Origin of the sequence: Paenibacillus sp. 481, assembly GCF_021223605.1 — a bacterium.
Taxonomy (GTDB): domain Bacteria; phylum Bacillota; class Bacilli; order Paenibacillales; family Paenibacillaceae; genus Paenibacillus_B.
Genome location: NZ_CP075175.1, coordinates 812,048 through 833,657 on the forward strand (window position 1 = coordinate 812,048; position 21,610 = coordinate 833,657).

At 46.6% G+C, this 21,610-nt stretch carries 19 protein-coding genes; 3 read left to right on the forward strand and 16 right to left on the reverse strand.

The genetic code is table 11. The features are described from left to right. Positions 1 to 18 precede the first annotated feature (18 nt). The gene (locus KIK04_RS03340; RefSeq protein WP_232276919.1) at positions 19 to 738 is read left to right on the forward strand and encodes a glycerophosphodiester phosphodiesterase; all 720 of its coding nucleotides are present in this window, start codon (positions 19 to 21) and stop codon (positions 736 to 738) included. Between the two features lie 148 nt (positions 739 to 886). Here the strand turns inward: KIK04_RS03340 and KIK04_RS03345 are convergent, their stop codons facing one another. The 11 genes from KIK04_RS03345 to KIK04_RS03395 all read right to left on the reverse strand — a co-directional run bounded on the left by KIK04_RS03345 (position 887) and on the right by KIK04_RS03395 (position 13,929). After that, on the reverse strand, positions 887 to 2,575 hold the full coding sequence (locus tag KIK04_RS03345; protein WP_232276920.1) for a glycerol-3-phosphate dehydrogenase/oxidase: 1,689 nt from the start codon (positions 2,573 to 2,575) through the stop codon (positions 887 to 889). A 182-nt stretch (positions 2,576 to 2,757) separates the two neighbouring features. Next, entirely contained in the window at positions 2,758 to 3,459 is a 702-nt protein-coding gene (locus KIK04_RS03350; RefSeq protein WP_232276921.1) for an AIM24 family protein, read from the reverse strand. A 60-nt stretch (positions 3,460 to 3,519) separates the two neighbouring features. Continuing rightward, positions 3,520 to 3,951, reverse strand: a complete 432-nt coding sequence (locus tag KIK04_RS03355; RefSeq protein WP_232276922.1) for a hypothetical protein — start codon at positions 3,949 to 3,951, stop codon at positions 3,520 to 3,522. A gap of 244 nt (positions 3,952 to 4,195) precedes the next feature. Beyond that, the gene (dnaJ, locus tag KIK04_RS03360; protein ID WP_232276923.1) at positions 4,196 to 5,317 is read right to left on the reverse strand and encodes a molecular chaperone DnaJ; all 1,122 of its coding nucleotides are present in this window, start codon (positions 5,315 to 5,317) and stop codon (positions 4,196 to 4,198) included. Between the two features lie 84 nt (positions 5,318 to 5,401). Further along, positions 5,402 to 7,237 carry a molecular chaperone DnaK gene (gene dnaK / locus KIK04_RS03365; RefSeq protein ID WP_232276924.1) on the reverse strand — a complete coding sequence of 612 codons (1,836 nt, stop codon included), beginning with the start codon at positions 7,235 to 7,237 and terminating at the stop codon, positions 5,402 to 5,404. A 170-nt stretch (positions 7,238 to 7,407) separates the two neighbouring features. Beyond that, positions 7,408 to 7,992, reverse strand: coding sequence for a nucleotide exchange factor GrpE (gene grpE / locus KIK04_RS03370; RefSeq protein ID WP_232276925.1), 585 nt, complete (start codon positions 7,990 to 7,992; stop codon positions 7,408 to 7,410). 177 nt (positions 7,993 to 8,169) lie between these two features. Beyond that, a complete protein-coding gene (locus KIK04_RS03375) occupies positions 8,170 to 9,783 on the reverse strand; it encodes a TCP-1/cpn60 chaperonin family protein (protein ID WP_232276926.1) in 1,614 nt (537 codons plus the stop codon). 84 nt (positions 9,784 to 9,867) lie between these two features. Beyond that, positions 9,868 to 10,896, reverse strand: a complete 1,029-nt coding sequence (hrcA, locus tag KIK04_RS03380; protein WP_232276927.1) for a heat-inducible transcriptional repressor HrcA — start codon at positions 10,894 to 10,896, stop codon at positions 9,868 to 9,870. Between the two features lie 348 nt (positions 10,897 to 11,244). Next, positions 11,245 to 11,586 (reverse strand): zinc ribbon domain-containing protein YjdM, encoded by a 342-nt coding sequence (locus KIK04_RS03385; RefSeq protein ID WP_232276928.1) that lies wholly within the window; start codon positions 11,584 to 11,586, stop codon positions 11,245 to 11,247. A gap of 234 nt (positions 11,587 to 11,820) precedes the next feature. Beyond that, positions 11,821 to 12,291 (reverse strand): N-acetyltransferase, encoded by a 471-nt coding sequence (locus KIK04_RS03390; protein WP_232276929.1) that lies wholly within the window; start codon positions 12,289 to 12,291, stop codon positions 11,821 to 11,823. A gap of 156 nt (positions 12,292 to 12,447) precedes the next feature. Continuing rightward, positions 12,448 to 13,929 carry a S8 family peptidase gene (locus tag KIK04_RS03395; RefSeq protein ID WP_232276930.1) on the reverse strand — a complete coding sequence of 494 codons (1,482 nt, stop codon included), beginning with the start codon at positions 13,927 to 13,929 and terminating at the stop codon, positions 12,448 to 12,450. Positions 13,930 to 14,126: 197 nt separating this feature from the next. Between KIK04_RS03395 and KIK04_RS03400 the strand changes: the two genes are divergently transcribed. Beyond that, positions 14,127 to 14,312 carry a hypothetical protein gene (locus KIK04_RS03400; RefSeq protein ID WP_232276931.1) on the forward strand — a complete coding sequence of 62 codons (186 nt, stop codon included), beginning with the start codon at positions 14,127 to 14,129 and terminating at the stop codon, positions 14,310 to 14,312. Between the two features lie 83 nt (positions 14,313 to 14,395). Here the strand turns inward: KIK04_RS03400 and hemW are convergent, their stop codons facing one another. From hemW to KIK04_RS03425, 5 genes are all read right to left on the reverse strand, one after another. Then, positions 14,396 to 15,607, reverse strand: coding sequence for a radical SAM family heme chaperone HemW (gene hemW / locus KIK04_RS03405; protein WP_232278578.1), 1,212 nt, complete (start codon positions 15,605 to 15,607; stop codon positions 14,396 to 14,398). A gap of 118 nt (positions 15,608 to 15,725) precedes the next feature. After that, positions 15,726 to 16,454: a carbonic anhydrase gene (locus KIK04_RS03410; RefSeq protein WP_232276932.1), complete on the reverse strand. Its 729-nt coding sequence runs from the start codon at positions 16,452 to 16,454 to the stop codon at positions 15,726 to 15,728. A 630-nt stretch (positions 16,455 to 17,084) separates the two neighbouring features. Continuing rightward, positions 17,085 to 18,902 (reverse strand): translation elongation factor 4, encoded by a 1,818-nt coding sequence (gene lepA / locus KIK04_RS03415; protein ID WP_232276933.1) that lies wholly within the window; start codon positions 18,900 to 18,902, stop codon positions 17,085 to 17,087. 127 nt (positions 18,903 to 19,029) lie between these two features. Further along, positions 19,030 to 19,485, reverse strand: a complete 456-nt coding sequence (locus KIK04_RS03420) for a DUF3679 domain-containing protein (RefSeq protein WP_232276934.1) — start codon at positions 19,483 to 19,485, stop codon at positions 19,030 to 19,032. 37 nt (positions 19,486 to 19,522) lie between these two features. Next, positions 19,523 to 20,851 (reverse strand): stage II sporulation protein P, encoded by a 1,329-nt coding sequence (locus KIK04_RS03425; protein WP_232276935.1) that lies wholly within the window; start codon positions 20,849 to 20,851, stop codon positions 19,523 to 19,525. A gap of 396 nt (positions 20,852 to 21,247) precedes the next feature. On the opposite strand from KIK04_RS03425, the gene KIK04_RS03430 reads away from it, so the two are divergent. Further along, positions 21,248 to 21,580 (forward strand): hypothetical protein, encoded by a 333-nt coding sequence (locus KIK04_RS03430; RefSeq protein ID WP_232276936.1) that lies wholly within the window; start codon positions 21,248 to 21,250, stop codon positions 21,578 to 21,580. The last annotated feature ends 30 nt before the right edge of the window (positions 21,581 to 21,610 follow it).

The window sequence follows — 21,610 nt, forward strand, 5'->3', positions numbered from 1 at the left end:
TAAGACGAGGTGAAATGGATGTTAATTTGGTCACACCGCGGTGTCTCTGGCTACGCCCCAGAAAACACGATGGCTGCGTTTCGAAAAGCGATACAAATGGACTGTGCAGGGATTGAGCTCGACATTCAACAGACTAAGGACGGGCAAATCATCATTATTCATGACGAAGATGTGCAGCGTACGACTAATGGAAAAGGCTTTGTCATTGATCATCTGCTTGAAGATATTCGCCGCCTAGATGCCGGAAGCTGGTTTCATCCGGACTTTGCAGCCGAGAGGCTGCCTACGCTGGATGAATTTTTGGATTTGGTAGAGCCGACAAATATGATCATTAATATCGAGATTAAGAATGTACCCTTTTTCTATCAAGGAATTGAAGAGAAATTGATTGCTGCTGTAAAAGCGCGCGGGATGATGGAGCGCATTATTGTGTCCTCCTTTGACCATGTTGCCTTAGCAAAAATGGCCCGGTTGGAGCCTAGTATCAAGCTAGGCGTCCTCTTTGGCGATCGCCTGCTTGAGCCTTGGCGCTATGTGCAGTCACTGCCTTTTAAAGCATATAGTGTACATCCGCATTTTTCGTTTGCCGATGAAACATTTATTTCCGAGTTCCATAAGCTCGGTTGTAAAGTATATGCTTACACGGTCGACCGCCCTGAATGGGCTGCCGAGCTAGAGGCAAGAGGTATTGACGGCATTTTTTCCAATGTGCCCGATCAAGTGCAGCACACAAAATAAGTTCAACACGCTAAATAAGGAGCAGTGTTCATGCATCATTTCATTTCATGCCATGACAAATAGATACTGCTCCAACGATGGCAAGGGTCTCTTCCGAACAGCAGAGACCCTTTGTCGTATTTAAACGGCGTACAAGTTTATATACAAATTATTGCGCGTTTACAGCATACTCGATCTCCCGCTTCGCATCCTGCAAATAAAGTGCGGTCTGCGCTTCATCCCACGCGAACACCTCTGCCATATACGTCGTCACAGGCTCAAGCCACAACTTAGCCGCTTGAATATTAAAGTTAACCGCTGCTGTGCGGCGTGTAATAAAATCGACTGGGCGAGCCACCATCTCCTGCTCGACACCGTACACCAGCGCAGCCAATACATCTGCTGCAAGACCGTAACGGTGCGCCTGCTCGCCAAGTCGCTCCATCAATTGATAGACGTGCTTCACGTTCGTACCGTATAAACGTGTAAGCTCCAAAGCGCGCGCCTCACTGAGGCCCAGCTTAACTCCTTCCAGCGTCCACACACGGCAGAAATCAGCAAATGTGCCTTGTACATCGCCGCCAGACAAGGTGATACGGTCTGTCGAGCAGCTCGGATATGCCGCACCTTTGTCTGTTTGCAGCTGCTTCGCTACTAAATCAACGACACGCTCGGCCATTTTGCGGTAGCCTGTCAGCTTGCCCCCCGCTATCGTAATTAAGCCACTTGGCGATATAAAAATTTCATCCTTACGCGACAGCTCAGATGGCGATTTGCCGTCTTCATGAATAAGCGGCCGCAAGCCTGCCCAAGACGATTCTACATCCGTCTCCGTTAGCTGAATCGTCGGAAACATATAGTTAGCCGCTTGCAGCAAATACGTCAAATCTTCACGCGTCATACGCGGATGCTCGATATCCCCGTTGTAATTCGTATCTGTCGTGCCCACGTAAGCTTTCCCATCTCGCGGTATCGCAAACACCATTCGACCGTCCGGCGTATCAAAATAAACCGTCTGCCGTAGCGGAAACCGCGACTGGTCGACCACAATATGAACCCCCTTCGTCAAATGTAGCCGCTTGCCTTGCTTCGAACCGTCTAGCTCGCGCAACGTGTCCACCCACGGCCCTGCCGCGTTGACCACTTTATCGGCACGGATTTCAAGCGCTTCCCCGCCGTTCAAATCAACCGCGTTAACGCCAACAACTTTACCGTTCTCATAGATGAACGATGCGGCCTTTACATAGTTAAGTGCGGTCACCCCACGCTGGGCTGCGCTCTTCATAATTTCGAGCGTCAAGCGGGCATCATCCGTGCGGTACTCCACATAGTAGCCGCCTGCCTTTAGCTTATCGCTGCGCAGTAACGGCTCTTTAGCAAGCGTTTGCTGCTTATTCAGCATCGTGCGACGCTCTTCCCGCTTAACACCTGCCAGCATGTCATACACGTACAAGCCGACAGAAGTCGCCCATTTGCCGAATGTGCCGCCTTCAACAATAGGCATAAGCATCCATTCCGGCACCACAACGTGCGGTGCGTTCTCATACACAATTGCCCGCTCACGCCCCACTTCCTGCACAAGCTTTACCTCGAACTGCTTTAAGTAACGCAGACCGCCATGCACGAGCTTGGTTGAACGACTGCTCGTTCCGGCAGCAAAGTCTTGCATCTCAATAAGTGCCGTTTTTAAGCCGCGTTCAGCTGCATCCAGCGCAATACCTGCACCTGTAATGCCACCCCCGATTACGAGTAAATCATATTTTTCGGAGCGAAGGCGCTCCTTATAATCGTGTCTATTTAGGCTGGAAAATGTCGTTACTGTAGCTGTTGATGCTGTCGTTGTACGTGTATATGTCATCGCTAAGGTCCTTTCCGGAACATAAAAAGGGACCACAACACGCGCATTGATGTAGTCAATGCGTAGTTGTGGTCCCACTCTTATCTCCGACCGAGTTTATGAACTTATAGGTCTAGCATAAAGGATTGTGTACCTATTTTCAATAGGCAGGTGGACAACAGGGCGAATACAAAATAACCCAGCTAACGAATGAACACCCCACCAAAAGGGATGACTTCACGTAGCAGACGGCGAATAAGTCCTCCGCCTTCCATCTCCCTTTCTAATTGGGCATCGACCTTGCCCGTTTGCAGTAATATGTAGCCTCGTCCTGTCATTTCCCATTGGTAGTTCATTTGCTGACTAGCAAGCGAGTTGCCATACACACATGGCTTCAGTCGTGCATTTTCCGGATACGCTACCAAGCAATTAACGTCTACATAAGTTGGTACCTCTGGGTGCAATTCCATGCGATAAATCGGGCCACTCGAAATAATGCCCAGCAATCCATCCTTTGCCGTAAACTTCATCTTTACAATTTCTTTTGTAATGACTGCATTTTTAAACGTTTGCACACGACGCTCAATGTGCATCCCTTCCGTATAAAACAGCACATGCTTCCATTCAAACAACAAATCTGAATCTTCTACGATCGGCAATGTTTGCAAATGGTAGCCAACGGGGAGACCTAGCATAAATTTAGCCGGACCCGTAATGCGCGATTGAATAAGCTTGCGCTTACGATAAATGCCCGCAATATCCATAAGCATATCTTCTCTAGCTGCCGATGGGCCTTGAAATGAAATGATTTGCCGCGGATGCAGCACATAAACAACGTCATTCCGCTCTAACTGAATGGTTGTCGTTTGGGAATGCAGCGTTTCTGTTTCATTAATAACTTCCATGCAATCTGCAATCTCCTTATCTCGATGTGTGATGGCTAGTGACCGACACCGAGACAGACACTAGTCCGCATTTCGGCGCCACACTAACACACGGAATAGTCGAGTCAACGCAAAGTATAATAGGCCTAACCCTATCGCTACCATTACCGTAATAGCGACGCGGCGCGTAAATGTATGTTTCTGTTCGTTCTGCTGCTCAATTAAGGATAAGCGCTGCATAAGCTGCTCATTCTGCTCACGCAGCTTTTCATTTTCGGACGCTAATCGTTTCTGTACTTCTTCAGATTGACGCTGCGTTTCTTCTAACGCTTTACGTGTATCTTCATAACTTTTTTTCAACTGATTCACATCATCCGGTATTTCGGTAATTCCCCACAAATTACTCCAAAAGCCTGCTTGCACCGGAGAGCTTGAGAGGAAAAAGAGCGCTCCACCGAGCATAAGAACTAGCGCGAACCATGACATGTTCCCACTTCTCATTTGAACCTTCACAACGTTCCCTCCTGCTGCTTCAGCCTCGACAATATAAGCTATATTATAACATATTTCATAGTCATGAAGAAAAGGCTACTCAGGTGTAATGTTGATTCCTACCAACTCAACGCCCTAACTTATTATCCCGACGTTCCATGCAAAAATACAACATGTTCAAATAATGTCCCAGACAAAAAACCACCGTTATCCGCAAATCGATTGCGGCAACGGTGGTTCTCTATGATATACCTAAATTACAGCATTATTCTCCGCGAAAAGCACGCTTCATACGTTCGAAGAACGATTCCTCGTGCCCACCGTTAGAATGCTCGCCACCAAGCTGACCGAATTGACGCAGTAATTCTTTCTGCTCATCGGACATTTTAGTTGGCGTAACGATAATAACTTTTACATGCTGGTCGCCTTGGCCGTTGCCACGCAAGCGTGGAACACCTTTGCCGCGCAAGCGGAACAACGTTCCCGTCTGCGTGCCAGCAGGAATTTTGAGCTTCACTTTTTCCGTTAGCGTCGGAATTTCGATCTCATCGCCGAGCGCCGCTTGTGCAAACGTGAGCGGCACCTCGCAATAAATGTCATCCCCGTCGCGCTCGAAAAATTCGTGGCGCTTCACGCGAATCACAATGTACAAGTCTCCGCTCGGCCCGCCGCGCAGCCCGCTTTCACCTTCACCGCTCATGCGCAGCTGAGCACCGTCGTCAACCCCGCCTGGAATGCGAACATTGAGTTTACGTTGCTTTTTAACGTTTCCTTGACCGTGGCATGTACCACATTTTTCACGAATGATCTTGCCTTTACCTTGGCAAGTTCCACACGCACGTCGGTTCACCATACGCCCGAACGGCGTATTTTGTACCACTTCTTGCTGCCCTGTGCCATGACACGTCTTACATGCATCTGGCTTCGTACCAGGCTTTGCACCTGAACCGTAGCAAGTATCACATTGTTCTGTGCGCGGAATCGTAATGTCGGTTTCTTTGCCGAACACCGCTTCCTTAAATTCGATCGTCATCGTGTACTGCAAATCGTTGCCGCGCTGCGGAGCGTTCGGATCACGACGACCGCCGCCTCCACCGAAGAACATATCGAAAATATCGCCAAAGCCGCCTCCGCCAAAATCACCGCCACCGAAGCCGCCTTGATTCGGATCAACATGACCGTACTGATCGTATGTCGCCTTTTTCTGGCCGTCGCTCAATACGTCATAAGCTTCCTTAACCTCTTTGAACTTATCTTCCGCGTCCGCCGCTTTGTTGACGTCCGGGTGATACTGGCGTGCGAGCTTACGGTACGCCTTTTTAATTTCGTCCTCGTTTGCCCCTTTGTCCAGACCAAGCACTTCATAAAAATCTCGTTTATTCGCCACTGTTCCACCCCCACCACGTTTCACTTCATCAAAAGGAAAGTCAAAGCCGAGTGTTGCCCCGGCTTTGACCTGTTATTCGGACGCTTATTTCTTGTCTTCGTCTACAACTTCATAGTCTGCGTCTACGACGTTGTCTTTCTTAGGAGCTTCTTGTCCGCCTTGGCCTTCAGCTGCTTGCTGTGCTTGAGCTGCTTGCTCATACAACTTCACGGAAAGCTGTTGTACGATTTCGGACAACGCTTCTGTAGCTGCTTTAATTTCCTCGACATTGTTGCTTTCAAGCGCAGCTTTTACTTTATCCTTCGCTTCGTTCGCTTTGTCGATTTCAGCTTGCTCGACTTTGTCGCCCAAGTCTTTCAACGTTTTTTCTGTCGTATATACCAATTGGTCAGCGTTGTTCTTCACTTCAACCATTTCTTTGCGTTGGTTATCTTCTTCAGCGTGCAATTCCGCTTCTTTCATCATGCGGTCGATTTCAGCGTCAGACAAACCGCTGGAAGAAGTAATCGTAATGTTTTGGCTCTTGCCTGTACCTTTGTCTAGTGCAGACACTTTTACGATACCGTTCGCGTCAAGGTCGAAGGAAACTTCGATTTGCGGAACGCCACGTGGTGCTGGCGGAATGTCGGACAATACGAAACGTCCAAGCGACTTGTTGTCCGCTGCCATGGAACGCTCACCTTGCAAGACGTGAATTTCTACGCTTGTTTGGCTATCTGCATACGTCGAGAACACTTGCGATTTGCTTGTCGGAATCGTTGTGTTACGCTCGATCATTTTTGTAAATACGCCACCAGCTGTTTCGATACCGAGGGACAACGGTGTTACGTCGAGCAAGACAACGTCTTTCACGTCACCAGTCAAGACACCTGCTTGAACAGCTGCACCAAGGGCAACCACTTCATCTGGGTTAACGCCTTTATGCGGATCTTTACCTGTAAGCTTCTTGATTGCGTCTTGTACAGCAGGAATACGTGTCGATCCACCAACAAGTACAACTTTGTCGATGTCTGCTGGTGTCATGCCTGCATCTTGCATAGCTTGACGAGTTGGAGCCAATGTACGCTCAACCAAGTTAGCGGAAAGCTCTTCGAACTTCGCACGAGTCAAGTTTACTTCCAAGTGCTGTGGCACGCCGTCAACAACAGTGATGAACGGCAAGCTGATTGTCGAAGTCATTACACCAGACAATTCTTTTTTCGCTTTTTCAGCAGCGTCTTTCAAACGTTGAACAGCTGCTTTGTCTTTTGTCAAATCGATGCCGTGTTCTTTTTTGAACTCAGCTGCAAGATATTCAATGATAACTTGGTCGAAATCATCGCCACCGAGGCTGTTGTCACCGCTAGTTGCTTTAACTTCGAAGAAACCGTCGCCCAATTCCAAGATGGATACGTCAAACGTACCGCCACCCAAGTCATAAACGAGAATCGTTTGCTCTTCTTCTTTATCTGCACCGTATGCCAATGCTGCCGCTGTAGGCTCGTTGACGATACGCAATACTTCTAGACCTGCGATTTTACCAGCGTCCTTTGTTGCTTGACGTTGGGAATCGTTAAAGTAAGCTGGAACCGTAATAACCGCTTGTGTTACGGTTTGACCCAAGTAAGCTTCCGCATCAGCTTTCAACTTTTGCAAGATCATTGCGGAAATTTCTTGTGCTGTGTAGTCTTTGCCATCGATTGTCGTCTTGTGGTTTGTACCCATGTGACGCTTAATCGAGCTGATCGTACGATCAGGGTTTGTGATCGCTTGACGCTTCGCTGTTTCACCAACGATGCGCTCACCGTCTTTTTTGAAACCAAGAACCGATGGTGTTGTACGTGCGCCTTCTGGGTTAGGGATGACGACAGCTTCGCCACCCTCCATTACTGCTACGCAAGAGTTTGTTGTACCTAAGTCAATACCAATTACTTTACTCATTTTAAAATACCCTCCCTCAACGATATCCAAACTTGTGAGTCTCGCTCACTATGTTTGCTCAAAGTTCTTAATTAATTAACTAATCATATATAAAGCAATCCTCTAGCGGGCCATAAATGATGTTCCGCTATCGGATGAATATATGCGTTCGAGTTAGCTGCTGCTCGCGACTAACCGCTCACTTTTACCATTGCTGGACGAAGTACACGGTCTTTGAGCATGTAGCCTCTTTGCACTTCCTCGACAACGATACCTTCTTCATACTCGTCGGATTCGACTTGCATAATGGCTTGGTGATATTCTGGATTAAATGGTTGGCCAACCGAGTTCATCGGCTGTACACCCTCTTGCTCCAGCACCTGTGAAATTTGACGGAAGATCATATTCACGCCTTTTACAAATGAATCGGACTCCTCGTTAGCCGGATTCGTAGCCAATGCGCGCTCGAAGTTATCGAGTACAGGCACTAATTCCGTGACGAGTTTAAGTGAAGCGTATTTCGCCAATTCTTCCTTCTCTTTCACTGTACGACGGCGGAAATTATCAAAATCCGCTTGCGCACGCAAATAACGCTGATAGTGTTCGTCAGACTCCGCTTTTACGCGCTCTAACTCACTGTTTCCTTCGCTGTTAGCTTCATGCTGGGCTGATTGGCTATCTTCGTTACCTTCTACGTTTCCTTCTTGCTGCTCAAGGTTTGCGTCGACATTCACATCTTCACCTGCAACCTTTTTTTCAGCTTGTTCTTGGTTCAACCCCTTCACCTCCCTTGAGTAATCAACTTCTCTTGTTTGCTAGTTATTGCTTTGATTCCATTGTAATAATGACTGTAAAAAGTAAAACCGTGTAGGCTTGGACGTGCATAATCACCGCACGCCTTCTCATATCTTCAGTAGTAGTATTCGTCAATATCGCCTACAACTACGGCTAACCTAAGCATCTGATCTCATCTTAATGATCGTATGAATACGCAGCACCGCTGCCGCCACTTCACCGGCTGCTTTGAGCGCGTGCAACTTCACGGCCGCAGGATCAACGATGCCAGCGGCCAAGTAATCCATCGCCGCCCCTGTATCACAGTCGATACCGACGGCATCCGAGCCAGTGGCGGTTTGCACCGCGCGCGCTTCTTCTAGCTTCTCCAGCGGATTGAAGCCCGCATTGAGCACGATTTGCGCCATCGGCTTGCGCAGCGCCTGAGCAACGGCTGCGATGCCGAATGCCTCCATGCCGCGCACGGTCTCGCGGAAGCGCTCCAGCGCATAGGACACAGCCAGTTCGGCTGTCCCCCCACCTGGCAACACGCCACTGCGTACAGCAGCTTGCAGTGCAGATGCTGCATCTTGCGCAATTCGAGCGCGCTCACCGACGACTTCGCGTGTGCTGGCACCCACAATAAGTGTCACCTGCACAGGAGATGGTGCATGAGCATGTGATGCATGTTGCTGCCGCTCACCTTCATCCAAGAACTCACGACCATGTGTCGTAGATGCCCCCGCTTCTCGCCCGTATATTCGTACGCGCTCCAAGCGCTCATCATAGCGGACGCAGCCTGCATAACCGAGCAACGAGCTTAATGCAGACGGCTCTTTGGCCAATGCCGCTCGTTTGAGTGGCTTCGCCCCTGTCAAGCGACATACGTGCAGCACGTCCTCACGGCTGACACGCTGGACAACCATCATATCGTGGTCGAGGCAAAATTGCTCCGCTTCTGGATGAATACTACGCTCCAATACAATGAAGCCTACACCAAGCTCACGCAAGCGCTCCAGCCGTTCAATAAATAACGAGCGGTGAGCCATATACTGCTGAAAACCCGCCTCTGTGGTGAGTAACTGTTCATCCAGCGCTTCCGGTTCCAAGCTGTCCTGCAATACTAATACTCGACAGTCACGGCGCTCTGGCAGCCATTCACGCTGCAACGGCTTCTGCTTGAGCAGAACCCCTGCAAAGCATTCGTTGTCCGCCTTTTCATGGGCCACAACTGCCTCCGCCAAACGAAAACGATCGTCTTGCAGCCGTTCCCAACCAACTGCCCGCCCCGCTTCCATAACAAGACGTACAATATCAGCTTGTTCACGCCCAGCAATATGAACGGCACGAAGCAAGCGCTCATCTTCCCAACCATTCAAACTGATCGAACGTGCTTGCAGTTGTTCCGATGCAAAGGCAATGCCTTGCAGCAGTCCAGATACCACTTTAGCTGCCGGAACACCGCGGGTGACTTGGGCAACGCCTTCCTGGACAAGCGCGCCTGCAAGCACCGTAGCCGTCGTCGTGCCATCACCCACTTCATTTTGCTGTGCACGTGCGACTTGAATGAGCAGTTTGGCAGCCGGATGGGAAACGTCCATCTTGTCTAGGATCGTAACGCCATCATTCGTAATAATGACGTCGCCGTTTTGTCCGACAAGCATAACGTCTAAGCCTTTCGGGCCAAGCGTCCCTTCGACAGAAGAACAGAGCGCGCGTACCGCGTTTGCATTGTTTAGGAGCGTCGCATAACGCTCGTCGGCTTCTTGTAATGGTCCATTGCTTTGAGTCATCTCGACACTCCTCGCTGTTCATTATTACACTTCATTTATTTCAATTCGCTATTTAGGATTCATTCCTCTACACGTTAAGAGGATTTATTTATACCAGCGCGGTAAATGCAGCGCCAACTGTCCCGACAATAAGTTCATCGTATTAATCACTTTCGCGTATTCCATCCGAGTCGGCCCAAGCACTCCGATCGTACCCAGTGTCTGCCCGTCAATCGTATACGTTGCCGTAATTAAGCTGCAATTCGAAATCGCTTCATGGGAATTTTCTTGCCCGATTCGGACTTGAATACCTGTTGGTGCGGAGCCGACTACTTTAATGAGTGTTGGCGTTTCTTCAAGCAACTGCCAAATCGTCTTAATCTTATCGACGTCTTGAAATTCTGGCTGCGACAACATGTTCGTCGCACCACTTAAATAAACTTCCCGCTGCACATCGTCGCCGACTAGCGCCTTCTCTACAATGTTCATCAGCTCTTCGACATGTGACACGTAGTCGTTCATTTCTTGCCCGATTGCACTATACAACTTGGAGCGCAGCTTATATAACGGCACGCCTACCAGCTTCGTGTTGAGCAAATTAACGACCCGCTCTAACTCGGCTGAAGAGATCCCCGCAGGAATCGGGATCGTCTTGTTCTCGACGTGACCTGTGTTAGTCACAATAATCGCTACAGCCGTCTCTTCATTTAATGGCAGCAACTGAAAATGTCGAAGCGAGGCGTTAAACATTTCCGGTCCAAGCGCAATCGACGTGTAATTCGTCATTTGAGATAAAATCGATGCCGTATGCTGAACGACTTCTTCCATTGCCGTTATTTTTTCCGCGAACATCGTCTTTAATCGTTCAATCTCTTCATGCGGAAGTTCATCTGAACGAACAAGATGGTCAACGTAATAACGGTAACCTTTATTTGAAGGAATGCGACCTGCTGACGTATGCGGCTGTTCAAGAAATCCTAGCTCTTCCAAATCCGACATTTCGTTGCGAATCGTTGCCGGACTAAATCCTACATCGCTACGCTTCGAAATACTGCGAGAACCGACTGGCTCTGCCGAACGAATATAATCATCTACAATAGCTGTCAAAATCATGCGTTGGCGGTCTGTCAGCATGCGTATCCCTCCTTAAAAAAGTCGTCTTCGCCATGTCGTTAGCACTCATCAGAGTCGAGTGCTAACCGTTACTACAAAAATACCAAACGGACGAGACCATTGTCAAGTCAGTTCGGTACTTTCAGTACGGTGATTTCATCATCGAATTTGTGTTTTGGCCGTACAAGCAGCCAAGAACAACTTTTTCTGGAAACTTCCCTTTTTCTACAATTTAAAAACGGTCGCAAGTCCGTTCTTTAGCTGGGAGTGCCGAGCTAAGCTTGATATGCATCAAAGCCTAAGCCATACCGAAACCATACCACAGCAAGATATGAAAAAGCCCTCCGTATCAGAGGACTACATCCTTGCCTATATTTTTTTAACAAACTCCGATTTTAATTTCATCGCACCGAAACCATCAATTTTACAATCAATATCGTGATCGCCATCAACCAAACGAATATTTTTAACTTTTGTACCTATTTTTACGACCAATGAACTTCCTTTCACTTTAAGGTCTTTAATGACGCTGACAGAATCGCCATCGGCCAAAACATTACCATTGGCATCCTTAATGATTTTGTTGTCATCATTGTTTTCAGCTTCAGCTTCTAGAGACCACTCGTGTGCACACTCAGGGCAAATCAACAAATTTCCATCCTCGTACGTGTACTCCGAATTACATTTTGGGCAATTTGGCAAATTAGACATGAGGTTCAATTTCTCCATTCGTTAGTTAATTCTAATATATAAATGTAATTATAAACTTAAAATATGCAAAGCAGCTTGTAAGCTTATATTTTGTCATAATCTTAACATATTCGCAAACCTTCTCTCCCCTACTCCCTAGAGGACTGATTGCGAAACAAACAAAAAAGCGAAACCTGTGGAGCCATTTGGCACCGTCGTAGCTTCGCTCGTAAGTTACATTTCTTCTCGTATGTATTAATACAACACTTTCAAAACCGCGATTTCATCACAACGTTCCCGTTTAGGGCAATTCACACAATCCGTCCATACTTTTTCTGGAAATATTTCTTTATCGACAATATGAAAGCCGTTTTTTAGAAAAAAAGCAGCTTCTAATGTTAGCGCCATCACCTTAGGCAGCGAACGATTTCTTGCCTCCTCTAGCAGCAATTCCACCAGCTTCGAGCCAATTCCTAACCCTTTATATCCTGGCAAAATGCCAAGGGATCGGATTTCGACGAGCTCATTTCCTAGCTGGCACAACGAGCCGCACCCCACAAGATCACCATTCACTTCTGCTACAACAAAATGAACAACTAATCGAGCCAATGCCTCACGAGATCGGGGCAGCATAATGCCCTGTTCTGCATATTCATAAATTAAGTTATACAATGCTTCAACATCATCAAGCGTTGCTTTTCTGCATAGGACTGTAGCGGCTGTCATTGTCCTTCCCTCCGACCGTTCACCATAATATATGAGTAAATATACATGATAATGAATTAACTTTCAATTGATATTAAAAATGAGAAAGAAGAATGCCCCATTGAATGGGACATTCCGTGATTTAAGCTGTGGATAACATACAAGCAGGAATTGGAATTATCGATCTTTTTTCTCTTGAGGTAATAGCCAGTCAATTAATGCTTTTAAGTTAGGCATGCGACCGATTTTATCGTTTTCGTCAGCTGATGGGGTAGAAAATTGCGAGTTCGTCACGACATTTCGAAGTTGCTGCGGTGATAATACGTTGTTAAACCTTGCTTTGGAAATCCCTTGAAATGAAGCAAGTGCGCCAGCCACGATTGGCGAAGCACTGGAAGTACCACTAAACTTGTGTGTATATTTGTTGTTCTGACCTAACGAACCTGAAGTAGTCGTCACATTCTCTCCAAACCCATAAGTGTCAACTCTGCTTCCATAATTAGAAAAGCCAAGTCTTTTATGAGGTGGATCTGATGTTGCTGCTCCTACTATGATTGCGCCGGAATCTTTAAAATCAGGGCTAGTGCGGTTCAGCACATGTTTACCTTGTTCATTTTTATAGTTATCCAGATCATTTGATCCATTCCCAGCTGCTTCCACGACGACAACACCTTTATTGGACGCTGTTCGAATCGCTGCAAACACAGCTGACTCCACCTCAACTGGATACAGCCCTTCCCCAGTGCTCGGATGATTGGTCTGTGCCTCAAGTAGCAGTATATCGCCCGCCTTCAGCACACTTGTAGCGCTTAAAATCGCATCAGCCGTACTATAAATGTTAGCCGTGCGGTACTGGGATACCACTTTTGCTGTTGCTTTAGGTACGATACCCACCGTTCCAATGGAATTGTCAGTAGACACCATCTCCCCTAATACAGCCGTACCGTGATCATGATAAGCTTGGTTTACGCCTGAAATAAGTTCAATATTTTGGCTTACTAAATCTTCATGCTGTACATTCCAACCTTGCTCCAAATCTACAATTGTAATGCCTGTACCGTCCCCGCCTTGATACTTCCAAGCATAATGCGCGTTAATTCCGTAAGGCGCTGTATGCAAATACGTTTGGGCTGTAGAATGCGGGTCATTGACATAATCGACTGTACTTGGAGGTTGGACAGGCTTTCCTTCAATATAAGCCGTCTCGACAACTGGAGAACTCGAAATTTGGCTAATAAGCGACTTCGTATCTGCTGCTTGCGGCACTTCGAGCACAAAATATTTGAGTAGATTAGGTTGGGTAGGTATTGTGCTAGTTGCAGTGCCAGCAGTGCTCTTAACAATATTCTGCTCTGCGCTTTGCTGCAATTGCTGAATCGCTTCCGGCTCAAGCGCGGTAAATAATCTTTTTAATTGAAGCTGTTGCAGAGTGCCTGTCATAAAATTCGCGGTTGTTTCCGGCAACTTCGCGACGTGTTGTTCAGCGCCATCCACATATGGAATGTTGACGTCATCTTTAAATTTGATCACAATCCGTGTTTGCACATTTGGCGGTTGTTCAGCTGCTTTAGTTAGTTCGGCATGGCCAATTCCAAGCGGAATGGATACCCATACGAAAAGTACAGCCAGCATGAGCCGAACCCAATTGTTCTTATTCATACTTGGACACCTCATAGGAATTATTTTCTATTCAATATTTTAATAGAAAACCCATGGAAAATATATATTTTCCCAGTCATTTTTAAAAATATTTTTGAAAGTGTCACGCTTCAAACATATTTGATGAGTACAAGTAAACGGGGCATACTATACAAAACCGTTGAAGATTAATACCTATCATGGAAAATGGAGGAGTAATGTTGAAAAGAAGGGTTCTGCTCATTACGACTTTTTTTACAGTCATTAGCTTTATATTGGTAGCGATGCAGTTGCACGCACCATCCTTTAGCATGTATGCCGTAACATTTGCGGCTTGTTTGTCAGCCTCCTTCTTTATGGCGCTTGCCCTTTCCTTGTTAATCAGGATGGTCATGAAGCGCTAATGGAGGCGAATCATAAAGAGCGGTCAATGTCCGTGGTACTCCCAACCAGACATTGACCGCTTAATCTGCGTAAACCTATTCCTTTATGCTCGCTGCGCGTCGCTAACTGCTCCGATAAACGTTCCAAATACATCGTTGCCGAATAATAGCCCCTGCTCGCTAAGCCTATAGCCTACTTCAGTCTGCTCTAGTAAATTAGCTTGCAGTAACTTCGTAAGCTGAACTTGAAACACTTGATCAAGCTCATATCCTGGAAACTGTGCACGGAAGCGAGCTTTGTCGATACCTTCCATGACACGTAGCCCAACCATCATAAAGTCTTCCATCGCATCCCCTATATCAACTGTAAACGAGTCTAGACGAGGCAGACCCGTCTGACAAGCTGCGTTGTATGGGTTAACGCCTTTAATGTTAATATGACGCTGACGATTCACGTAGCCATGCGCACCGGCACCGATGCCGTAGTAATCTTCGTTACGCCAATACGTCGTATTATGGCGGCTAGCAAAGCCTGGCTTAGCAAAGTTGCTTATTTCGTATTGCTCAAACCCTGCCGCTTTCATCCGCTCCATAATAAGCATATACATGGCAAGCTCATCTTCCTCATTCGGAAGCGGCAACTGACTACGCTTGTATAGCGTGTGGAACAGCGTATTCTCTTCTACCTTTAAGCTGTATATCGACAAATGGGGCAGATCAAGCTCCAACGCTCGCTCCACACTATGCTCAAGTACTTCAACAGTCTGGTTCGGCAAGCCGAACATAAGATCGATCGACATATTGTCAAAACCAACCTTACGTGCGTTGTCAATGCTGCGATATACGTCATCAACGCTATGAATACGGCCGATGCCATGCAATAAATCGTTATTGAATGATTGAACGCCAAAGCTAAGGCGATTGACGCCACCCTCATACATGACCCGGAGCTTATCTACATCGGTCGTTCCCGGGTTCGCTTCCATACTAAACTCAATATTGTTGCTCCAGTTCGGAAAATGTCGCCGAACGGATTCTAAAAAATAAGCCATTTCATCAGGCTTCAATACGGTCGGGGTTCCCCCGCCGACAAAAATGGTATCGATCACCGAAGGTGGACATTGCTCCACCGTGCGCGCCATTTCTTGCTCCATCGCGCGCAAGTGTTCCATCACTGGCTGTTCCTTCAATACATAAGAGTTGAAGTCACAATAATGGCACTTGTTCGTACAAAATGGAATATGAATATAAACAGCTCGCGGCGCTTGTGGTGCCTGAGACTGCTGTTGGTATTGAGACTCTGCTGAAGCCGTCATCATGTCCTCCTTGCTTCGACTAACACTTTTCACAGCTAGGCATTTAAGCATAGCACGTAAAGCGTATCACATCCGCAACAAGTTCACAATGTATAGCCTGCTGAGAACCAAGCTTATACTAGAAGTGTCCTTGGAATAAAGTCCGGTGATTGAGAGGCTGTACTGCACGATTATTATCATGATGAAGAGCTCTAAACTTCTCAATGTCCTCTGCTGTTAACGTGATTGGCTTTTTAAGCACCAACCATCTAACACCTTCTGCATACGTACCCGTCGTTAAAGAGCCACAATACGAGTAATATCCGCTGCTCTTCGGCAATAATGACGATAATGGCAATGGGTTATCAAGTGGAACGGGCTGATTCACTTGCTGTGGCAGCTGGTCAAAGATAGGCCCATACGCTCCGCTACTGCTTCCTGCTTGTATAAAGGCACCAACCACTGCCAATTTTCCTGTGCTATCTTGATGCACAAAATGAACTTCCATGTCATACAAGCGATTTTGTAGCTTGTGCTCACTTGGTGTATGGAAGTGGAACTGCGCCAGCTTGTATTGCACACCATTGATCGTAACCGAGTTTCCTTGCGGAACGTTCACTTGGATCGTGTGCCCATCATTTACGATGTCCGCGTTCACCGTGTTGTACTTAAATTGAATCGAATTGAGAACTGGCTTAACTTTACCCGTTAAATGAATCGGAGATTGCTCAGACCCGTGAGGTAAATTTGGCTGCTGCGGACAATGCGCCGGCCCTCGCTGAATGGAAGATGCACCCGAGAGAGGGATTAAAACACTTCCCGTTAATAGCAGGACCGTAAGTACCATTTTAAACACTTTACTTTTCATGGTTACACTCCTCTAACAAAATAGTTTGAAATTCATGAATCGACAGGCGACAATCGACAAGTTCTCTGCAAGGCTGTTAGAACATGAGTGATCGATATCTTCAGCTAATTTCATGCTACACGATCTTACGTCGTTATTAGCTAAGCACCTAAAACACGATAAATGTAATCCATTCCCTTTTCTTTTTGCTTTTCCTTTTTCTTATACTTATCTTCATATCGTGATACTTCTGGCAATCCCCAACGGTTTATTGTATGAACATGTTTATACTAAGCAAACCCTCTATTCAACTAAAATAGCAGCCCTCACTCCTCTACTAAGAAAAAACGAGCACTAGCCTGAATGAGTCGATCAAACATAGGCAACGAGGCGGACTGGGATAACCCCTTGCAAGATGTAGCGTTTCATTACATATGTGCACATTCAAATTCACATACAAATGCACATTCAAATTCACATACAAATGCACATTCAAATTCACATACAAATGCACATTCAAATTCACATACAAATGCACATTCAAATTCACATACAAAAAGAGAGCCGTGGAATCCCCTCCCTCAATGGGTAGAGAATCCACGGCTCTTCACGATTTATAGAAACGATAGACATCACACTTAAAGTGTGGTCTTAGTTGTCGTCAATTTTCAAGACAGCCATAAACGCTTCTTGCGGTACCTCGACGCTACCGACTTGCTTCATGCGCTTCTTACCTTCTTTTTGCTTCTCAAGCAATTTCCGTTTACGGGAAATATCGCCGCCGTAGCATTTTGCCAATACGTTTTTACGCATCGCTTTAACCGTCTCACGCGCAACGACCTTCGTGCCGATTGCAGCTTGAATCGGAACCTCGAACATTTGACGAGGAATAAGCCCACGCAGCTTCTCGCACACAATTTTACCGCGATGGTACGCACGGTCTTTATGCACGATAACGGACAAGGCATCCACTTGTTCGTTGTTAAGCAAGATATCCATTTTAACCAAGCTGGAACGGCGGTAGCCGGACAACTCGTAGTCGAAGGAAGCGTAGCCCTTCGTACTTGATTTCAGTTGGTCAAAGAAATCGTAAACGACTTCAGACAACGGAATTTGGTACGTAATCGTAACACGTGTCGTATCCAAGTATTGCATATCGACGAATTCGCCACGTTTGCCTTGGCACAATTCCATAATAGCGCCGACAAACTCGTTTGGCACGATAACGGATGCCTTAACGAACGGCTCCTCAACGAAGTCGATACGCATTTGATCCGGATAGTTAGACGGGTTGTCGATCGTCAATACTTCGCCACTCGTCAACGTGACGCGGTAAATAACGCTCGGAGCCGTCGTAATCAACGGAATGTTGAATTCACGCTCGATACGCTCTTGAATAATTTCCATGTGCAGCAATCCGAGGAAGCCGCAACGGAAACCGAAGCCCAACGCTGAAGACGTTTCCGGCTCAAATGTTAACGAAGCGTCGTTCAACTGCAACTTTTCCAACGCTTCGCGTAGGTCGTTGTAGTCAGACGTTTCGATCGGATACAAGCCGCAAAATACCATCGGGTTAATTTTGCGGTAACCTGGCAACGCTTCAACAGCAGGCTGCTTCGCATCTGTAATCGTATCACCGACACGTGTATCACCTACATTTTTAATACCCGCTACAACAAAACCTACATCGCCTACATTCAACTCATCGATAATCGTCATCCGCGGTTTGAATGCGCCAACTTCGATAACTTCGAATACTTTGTCTGTAGCCATCATCTTAATTTTGCTGCCTGCACGAATCGAACCGTCAACAACACGCACGTATACGATAACGCCTTTGTACGGATCGAAGTGCGAATCGAAAATAAGCGCTTTAAGCGGCTCATCCGGATTACCCGTCGGTGCCGGCACTTTTTGTACGACTTGCTCGATAATTTCTTTAATGCCGATGCCCGCTTTCGCAGACGCCAACACCGCATCCGAACAGTCCAGACCGATAACTTCTTCAACTTCACCTTTTACGCGCTCTGGCTCCGCACTAGGTAAGTCAATCTTGTTAATAACCGGAATAATTTCAAGGTTATTGTCCAACGCCAAGTATACGTTCGCCAACGTTTGCGCTTCGATGCCTTGTGCCGCGTCTACGACGAGCAATGCACCTTCACAAGCAGCTAGGCTTCGGGAAACTTCGTACGTAAAGTCGACGTGCCCCGGTGTATCGATCAAGTTAAGAATATATTCTTCTCCGTCGTCCGCTGTATAGTTCAAGCGAACCGCTTGCAATTTAATCGTAATTCCGCGCTCGCGCTCCAAGTCCATTTGGTCAAGCACTTGAGCTTGCATCTCACGAGATGTAAGTGCACCCGTATATTCCAAAATCCGATCGGCAAGTGTTGATTTACCGTGGTCAATATGCGCAATAATACAAAAATTACGTATTTTCTTCTGTCGCGACAGCATTTCCGTCATTCGAATTCTATACCCCCACTACTGAGCTCATCACAATGAGCCAAGTTTCAATTTATATATTATACCGAAAGGATGGATTCCCAGCAATGGTAGGCATAACTATCGTCTAAAACCTTACATTCACATGTTAAAATATGGATCCGAACAGTCCAACAATCGCCTGCATGCCCGCCTGCGAAATCGATTGCAGCAAACCAGCCGTTTGGTCTGCCAGCTTATCAACAGGAGCTTGCTCTGCGGGCGGTAGCCATAAGCCGTTTCCATTGGTTTCGCTGTTCCCACTATTTCCGCGCTCACCACGCTCACCATTCGCTTCGTTCTCACCGCTACGAGTCCGACCCGTTTCATATTCGCCATCGTACCGTCCATTCGCAAAACCACGCTCCGGCACGCTCATACGCTCGTTTGCCCGCTCCTGCTGCTTGTGAACTTCTTGGCGTTCACGACTCTCTCCCTGTTTCCATTCCTCTGGAAGAGGTCCATACACCCGCTCAATTCCCGTATTAGCCATTTCCATCCCAATAAAAATGCCCAACACGACAAGAATCATAATCCCGATCATCTGCTTCATATAGCGCGACATCCCAGCTCCTCCGCCCTTCCAAAATAGTGATTGTCCGTTACAGCGTCTGAATCGGCTTATTAACGGGGTTCGCATTCGACTTGCTGTGCACCACCTCAGCAATAAGATCGGCCATCACGTCAACGGTCCGGTAGCTCTCTTCAAGCGTATTATCTATGCCGCCAATTTCGACAACCACACTATGCGGGGACAAGGATTGATTGTATTCACCGTTGCCTTGGGCAGCTGATTTCCCCCAAATTCCGCGGGATATGCCGGGATATCGCTTTTCTAATTTTTCATGAATGTCGCTGGCAAACTTCTCGTTCTCCCGCCACTTCGGGTTGCGATGACCGATGACGAAATAGACTTGCGCATACGATTTGCCGTTAATTTCAACGGTCGAGTTCGAACGACGGGCAGCATCGCGATGAATATCGAAAAAGAACTGTAAGTTATCGTGTTCGGACATAGCTTGCTTCACTGTTCGCTTCGAATAGCGATAGGAATAGTTCCAGTTATATCCTTTTACTGTTGAAAAATAATCTTTATCGGAATGCACAGCCCCTACACCCCGTTTTTCCAGCTGTTCCTGAAGCCGCTTCCCTACTATAGTAATGTTCTTTTTACTGTCACTCGGATTATTGCTCTGCTGTTGTAACACGGGATTCCATGATTCCCGATTATGCGAGTGGTAGATGAATACCGATTTGCGGTGTGCTGAGCCCGAAATGGCACCCCCATTTCTATCTCCAGAACGTTGATCTGGCAAAGGTTTAACCTCATGGTCTGCCCGCAGCCCATCTTGACCGTCTAGCTGTTCATCCGAATTCTTCGTGTCTCCTTCACCCGCTCGTTGTTCCCCTTCTTCGCTCCCCGTATCGCTTTGACTACCATGGCTCGCATCTGTGTTAGCTCCGCTAGAGCTGTTCCCGTTAGCCTGATCAGGCAGCGGTACGTAGTCTTCAGGCCCTTTAGCTGTAAGATTGCCGACGCCAAGGCGAAGCGGCACAGCTGCATCGTGATTTAAACCAGGCAGCTCACTCGCTAATAAGCTCTTCGGATCGAGCAGATTCACATTCGTGATCATCCGAAACATAAATTGAGCGACCTGCTTGCTGGAAATCGTCGCTTCCCCTTCACCCTCCGGCAAGTGCGGAAGCTCCATCGCCATCATATCTACGAACAGGCGTGAAGATAAACTCGCCGCAAATCCTTTCATCGACGAGATCGGAGAGGAATGCAGTCGCTGCTCCATCATATTGCCTAACCCTATAATGACAAAGAATACGGCAGACCCGATAGCAAGCAGCACGAATGTGCGTCCCATCACTAAAGCCTGTATCCATCGCCGCTTCATTTTTCCTACATTAAAAATTTTAAACATAAGTGAAGTCCTCCTTCTCCCGCTGCTGCACGACTTTGATTCCGGCACGTCTGTGCAAATCTTTCATGTGGAATCGATAGAATCATGCTAATAGTAGAATCTATGAGAACAATCTATGTAATAGAACGAGGACTTTTTAATTTAATAACTTATACATTTTTTATGAGAATGTTTCTCATATACAATATATTCTATTAATTTACATAGGAAACACTTAATTTTAATTCTTAGTTATTTTTAAGAAAAGTTTGACAAGTAAAAAAATGTAACGTACTATCTTCCTAATCTTATATTTAGAAAGTGACTATCAAAAGATTACTAACTCGGGATTTTTCACTCATTTTTTGAATATTAAAGATTAAACTATTAATTTTAGAAATATGAGGAGGAATTGTAGTGAAAAAGAAATGGATGATTTTATGTTTGTCTTTAGGTATTGTTGCATTTGGTGCGGTGACTATTCACAGTTCCGCAACTTCAGGTACTAGCGTTTCACCTGTAACAGCTAGCGACTCAGTAGTAAAAGCTAGTTTGCAAGCTAACGCCACTGAAGCAACTCCTGAAGCAGTCTTAGCTGCAGCTGCTAGAGTAGCTTGGGTTTACGGCACAAACGCTGCCAAGGCTGCTGCTAATGCATTGGACGATGTAATGAGAAATGCATCTATGTATGCAGGTACAACGGCTTTTACAAGCCAAGATCCAGCAACAGAGCAAATTTTCGATAAATAGCTTTCCATGTAAACAGGAAACCAAGTTGCT

Bases quoted from the DNA above. Each gene is read 5' to 3' on its own strand.
- KIK04_RS03340 (WP_232276919.1), top strand. From the start codon at position 19: ATGTTAATTTGGTCACACCGCGGTGTCTCTGGCTACGCCCCAGAAAAC.
- KIK04_RS03345 (WP_232276920.1), bottom strand. From the start codon at position 2,575: ATGACATATACACGTACAACGACAGCATCAACAGCTACAGTAACGACA.
- KIK04_RS03350 (WP_232276921.1), bottom strand. From the start codon at position 3,459: ATGGAAGTTATTAATGAAACAGAAACGCTGCATTCCCAAACGACAACC.
- dnaK (WP_232276924.1), bottom strand. From the start codon at position 7,237: ATGAGTAAAGTAATTGGTATTGACTTAGGTACAACAAACTCTTGCGTA.
- KIK04_RS03375 (WP_232276926.1), bottom strand. From the start codon at position 9,783: ATGACTCAAAGCAATGGACCATTACAAGAAGCCGACGAGCGTTATGCG.
- hrcA (WP_232276927.1), bottom strand. From the start codon at position 10,896: ATGCTGACAGACCGCCAACGCATGATTTTGACAGCTATTGTAGATGAT.
- KIK04_RS03385 (WP_232276928.1), bottom strand. From the start codon at position 11,586: ATGTCTAATTTGCCAAATTGCCCAAAATGTAATTCGGAGTACACGTAC.
- KIK04_RS03390 (WP_232276929.1), bottom strand. From the start codon at position 12,291: ATGACAGCCGCTACAGTCCTATGCAGAAAAGCAACGCTTGATGATGTT.
- KIK04_RS03395 (WP_232276930.1), bottom strand. From the start codon at position 13,929: ATGAATAAGAACAATTGGGTTCGGCTCATGCTGGCTGTACTTTTCGTA.
- KIK04_RS03400 (WP_232276931.1), top strand. From the start codon at position 14,127: ATGTTGAAAAGAAGGGTTCTGCTCATTACGACTTTTTTTACAGTCATT.
- hemW (WP_232278578.1), bottom strand. From the start codon at position 15,607: ATGACGGCTTCAGCAGAGTCTCAATACCAACAGCAGTCTCAGGCACCA.
- KIK04_RS03410 (WP_232276932.1), bottom strand. From the start codon at position 16,454: ATGAAAAGTAAAGTGTTTAAAATGGTACTTACGGTCCTGCTATTAACG.
- lepA (WP_232276933.1), bottom strand. From the start codon at position 18,902: ATGACGGAAATGCTGTCGCGACAGAAGAAAATACGTAATTTTTGTATT.
- KIK04_RS03420 (WP_232276934.1), bottom strand. From the start codon at position 19,485: ATGTCGCGCTATATGAAGCAGATGATCGGGATTATGATTCTTGTCGTG.
- KIK04_RS03425 (WP_232276935.1), bottom strand. From the start codon at position 20,851: ATGTTTAAAATTTTTAATGTAGGAAAAATGAAGCGGCGATGGATACAG.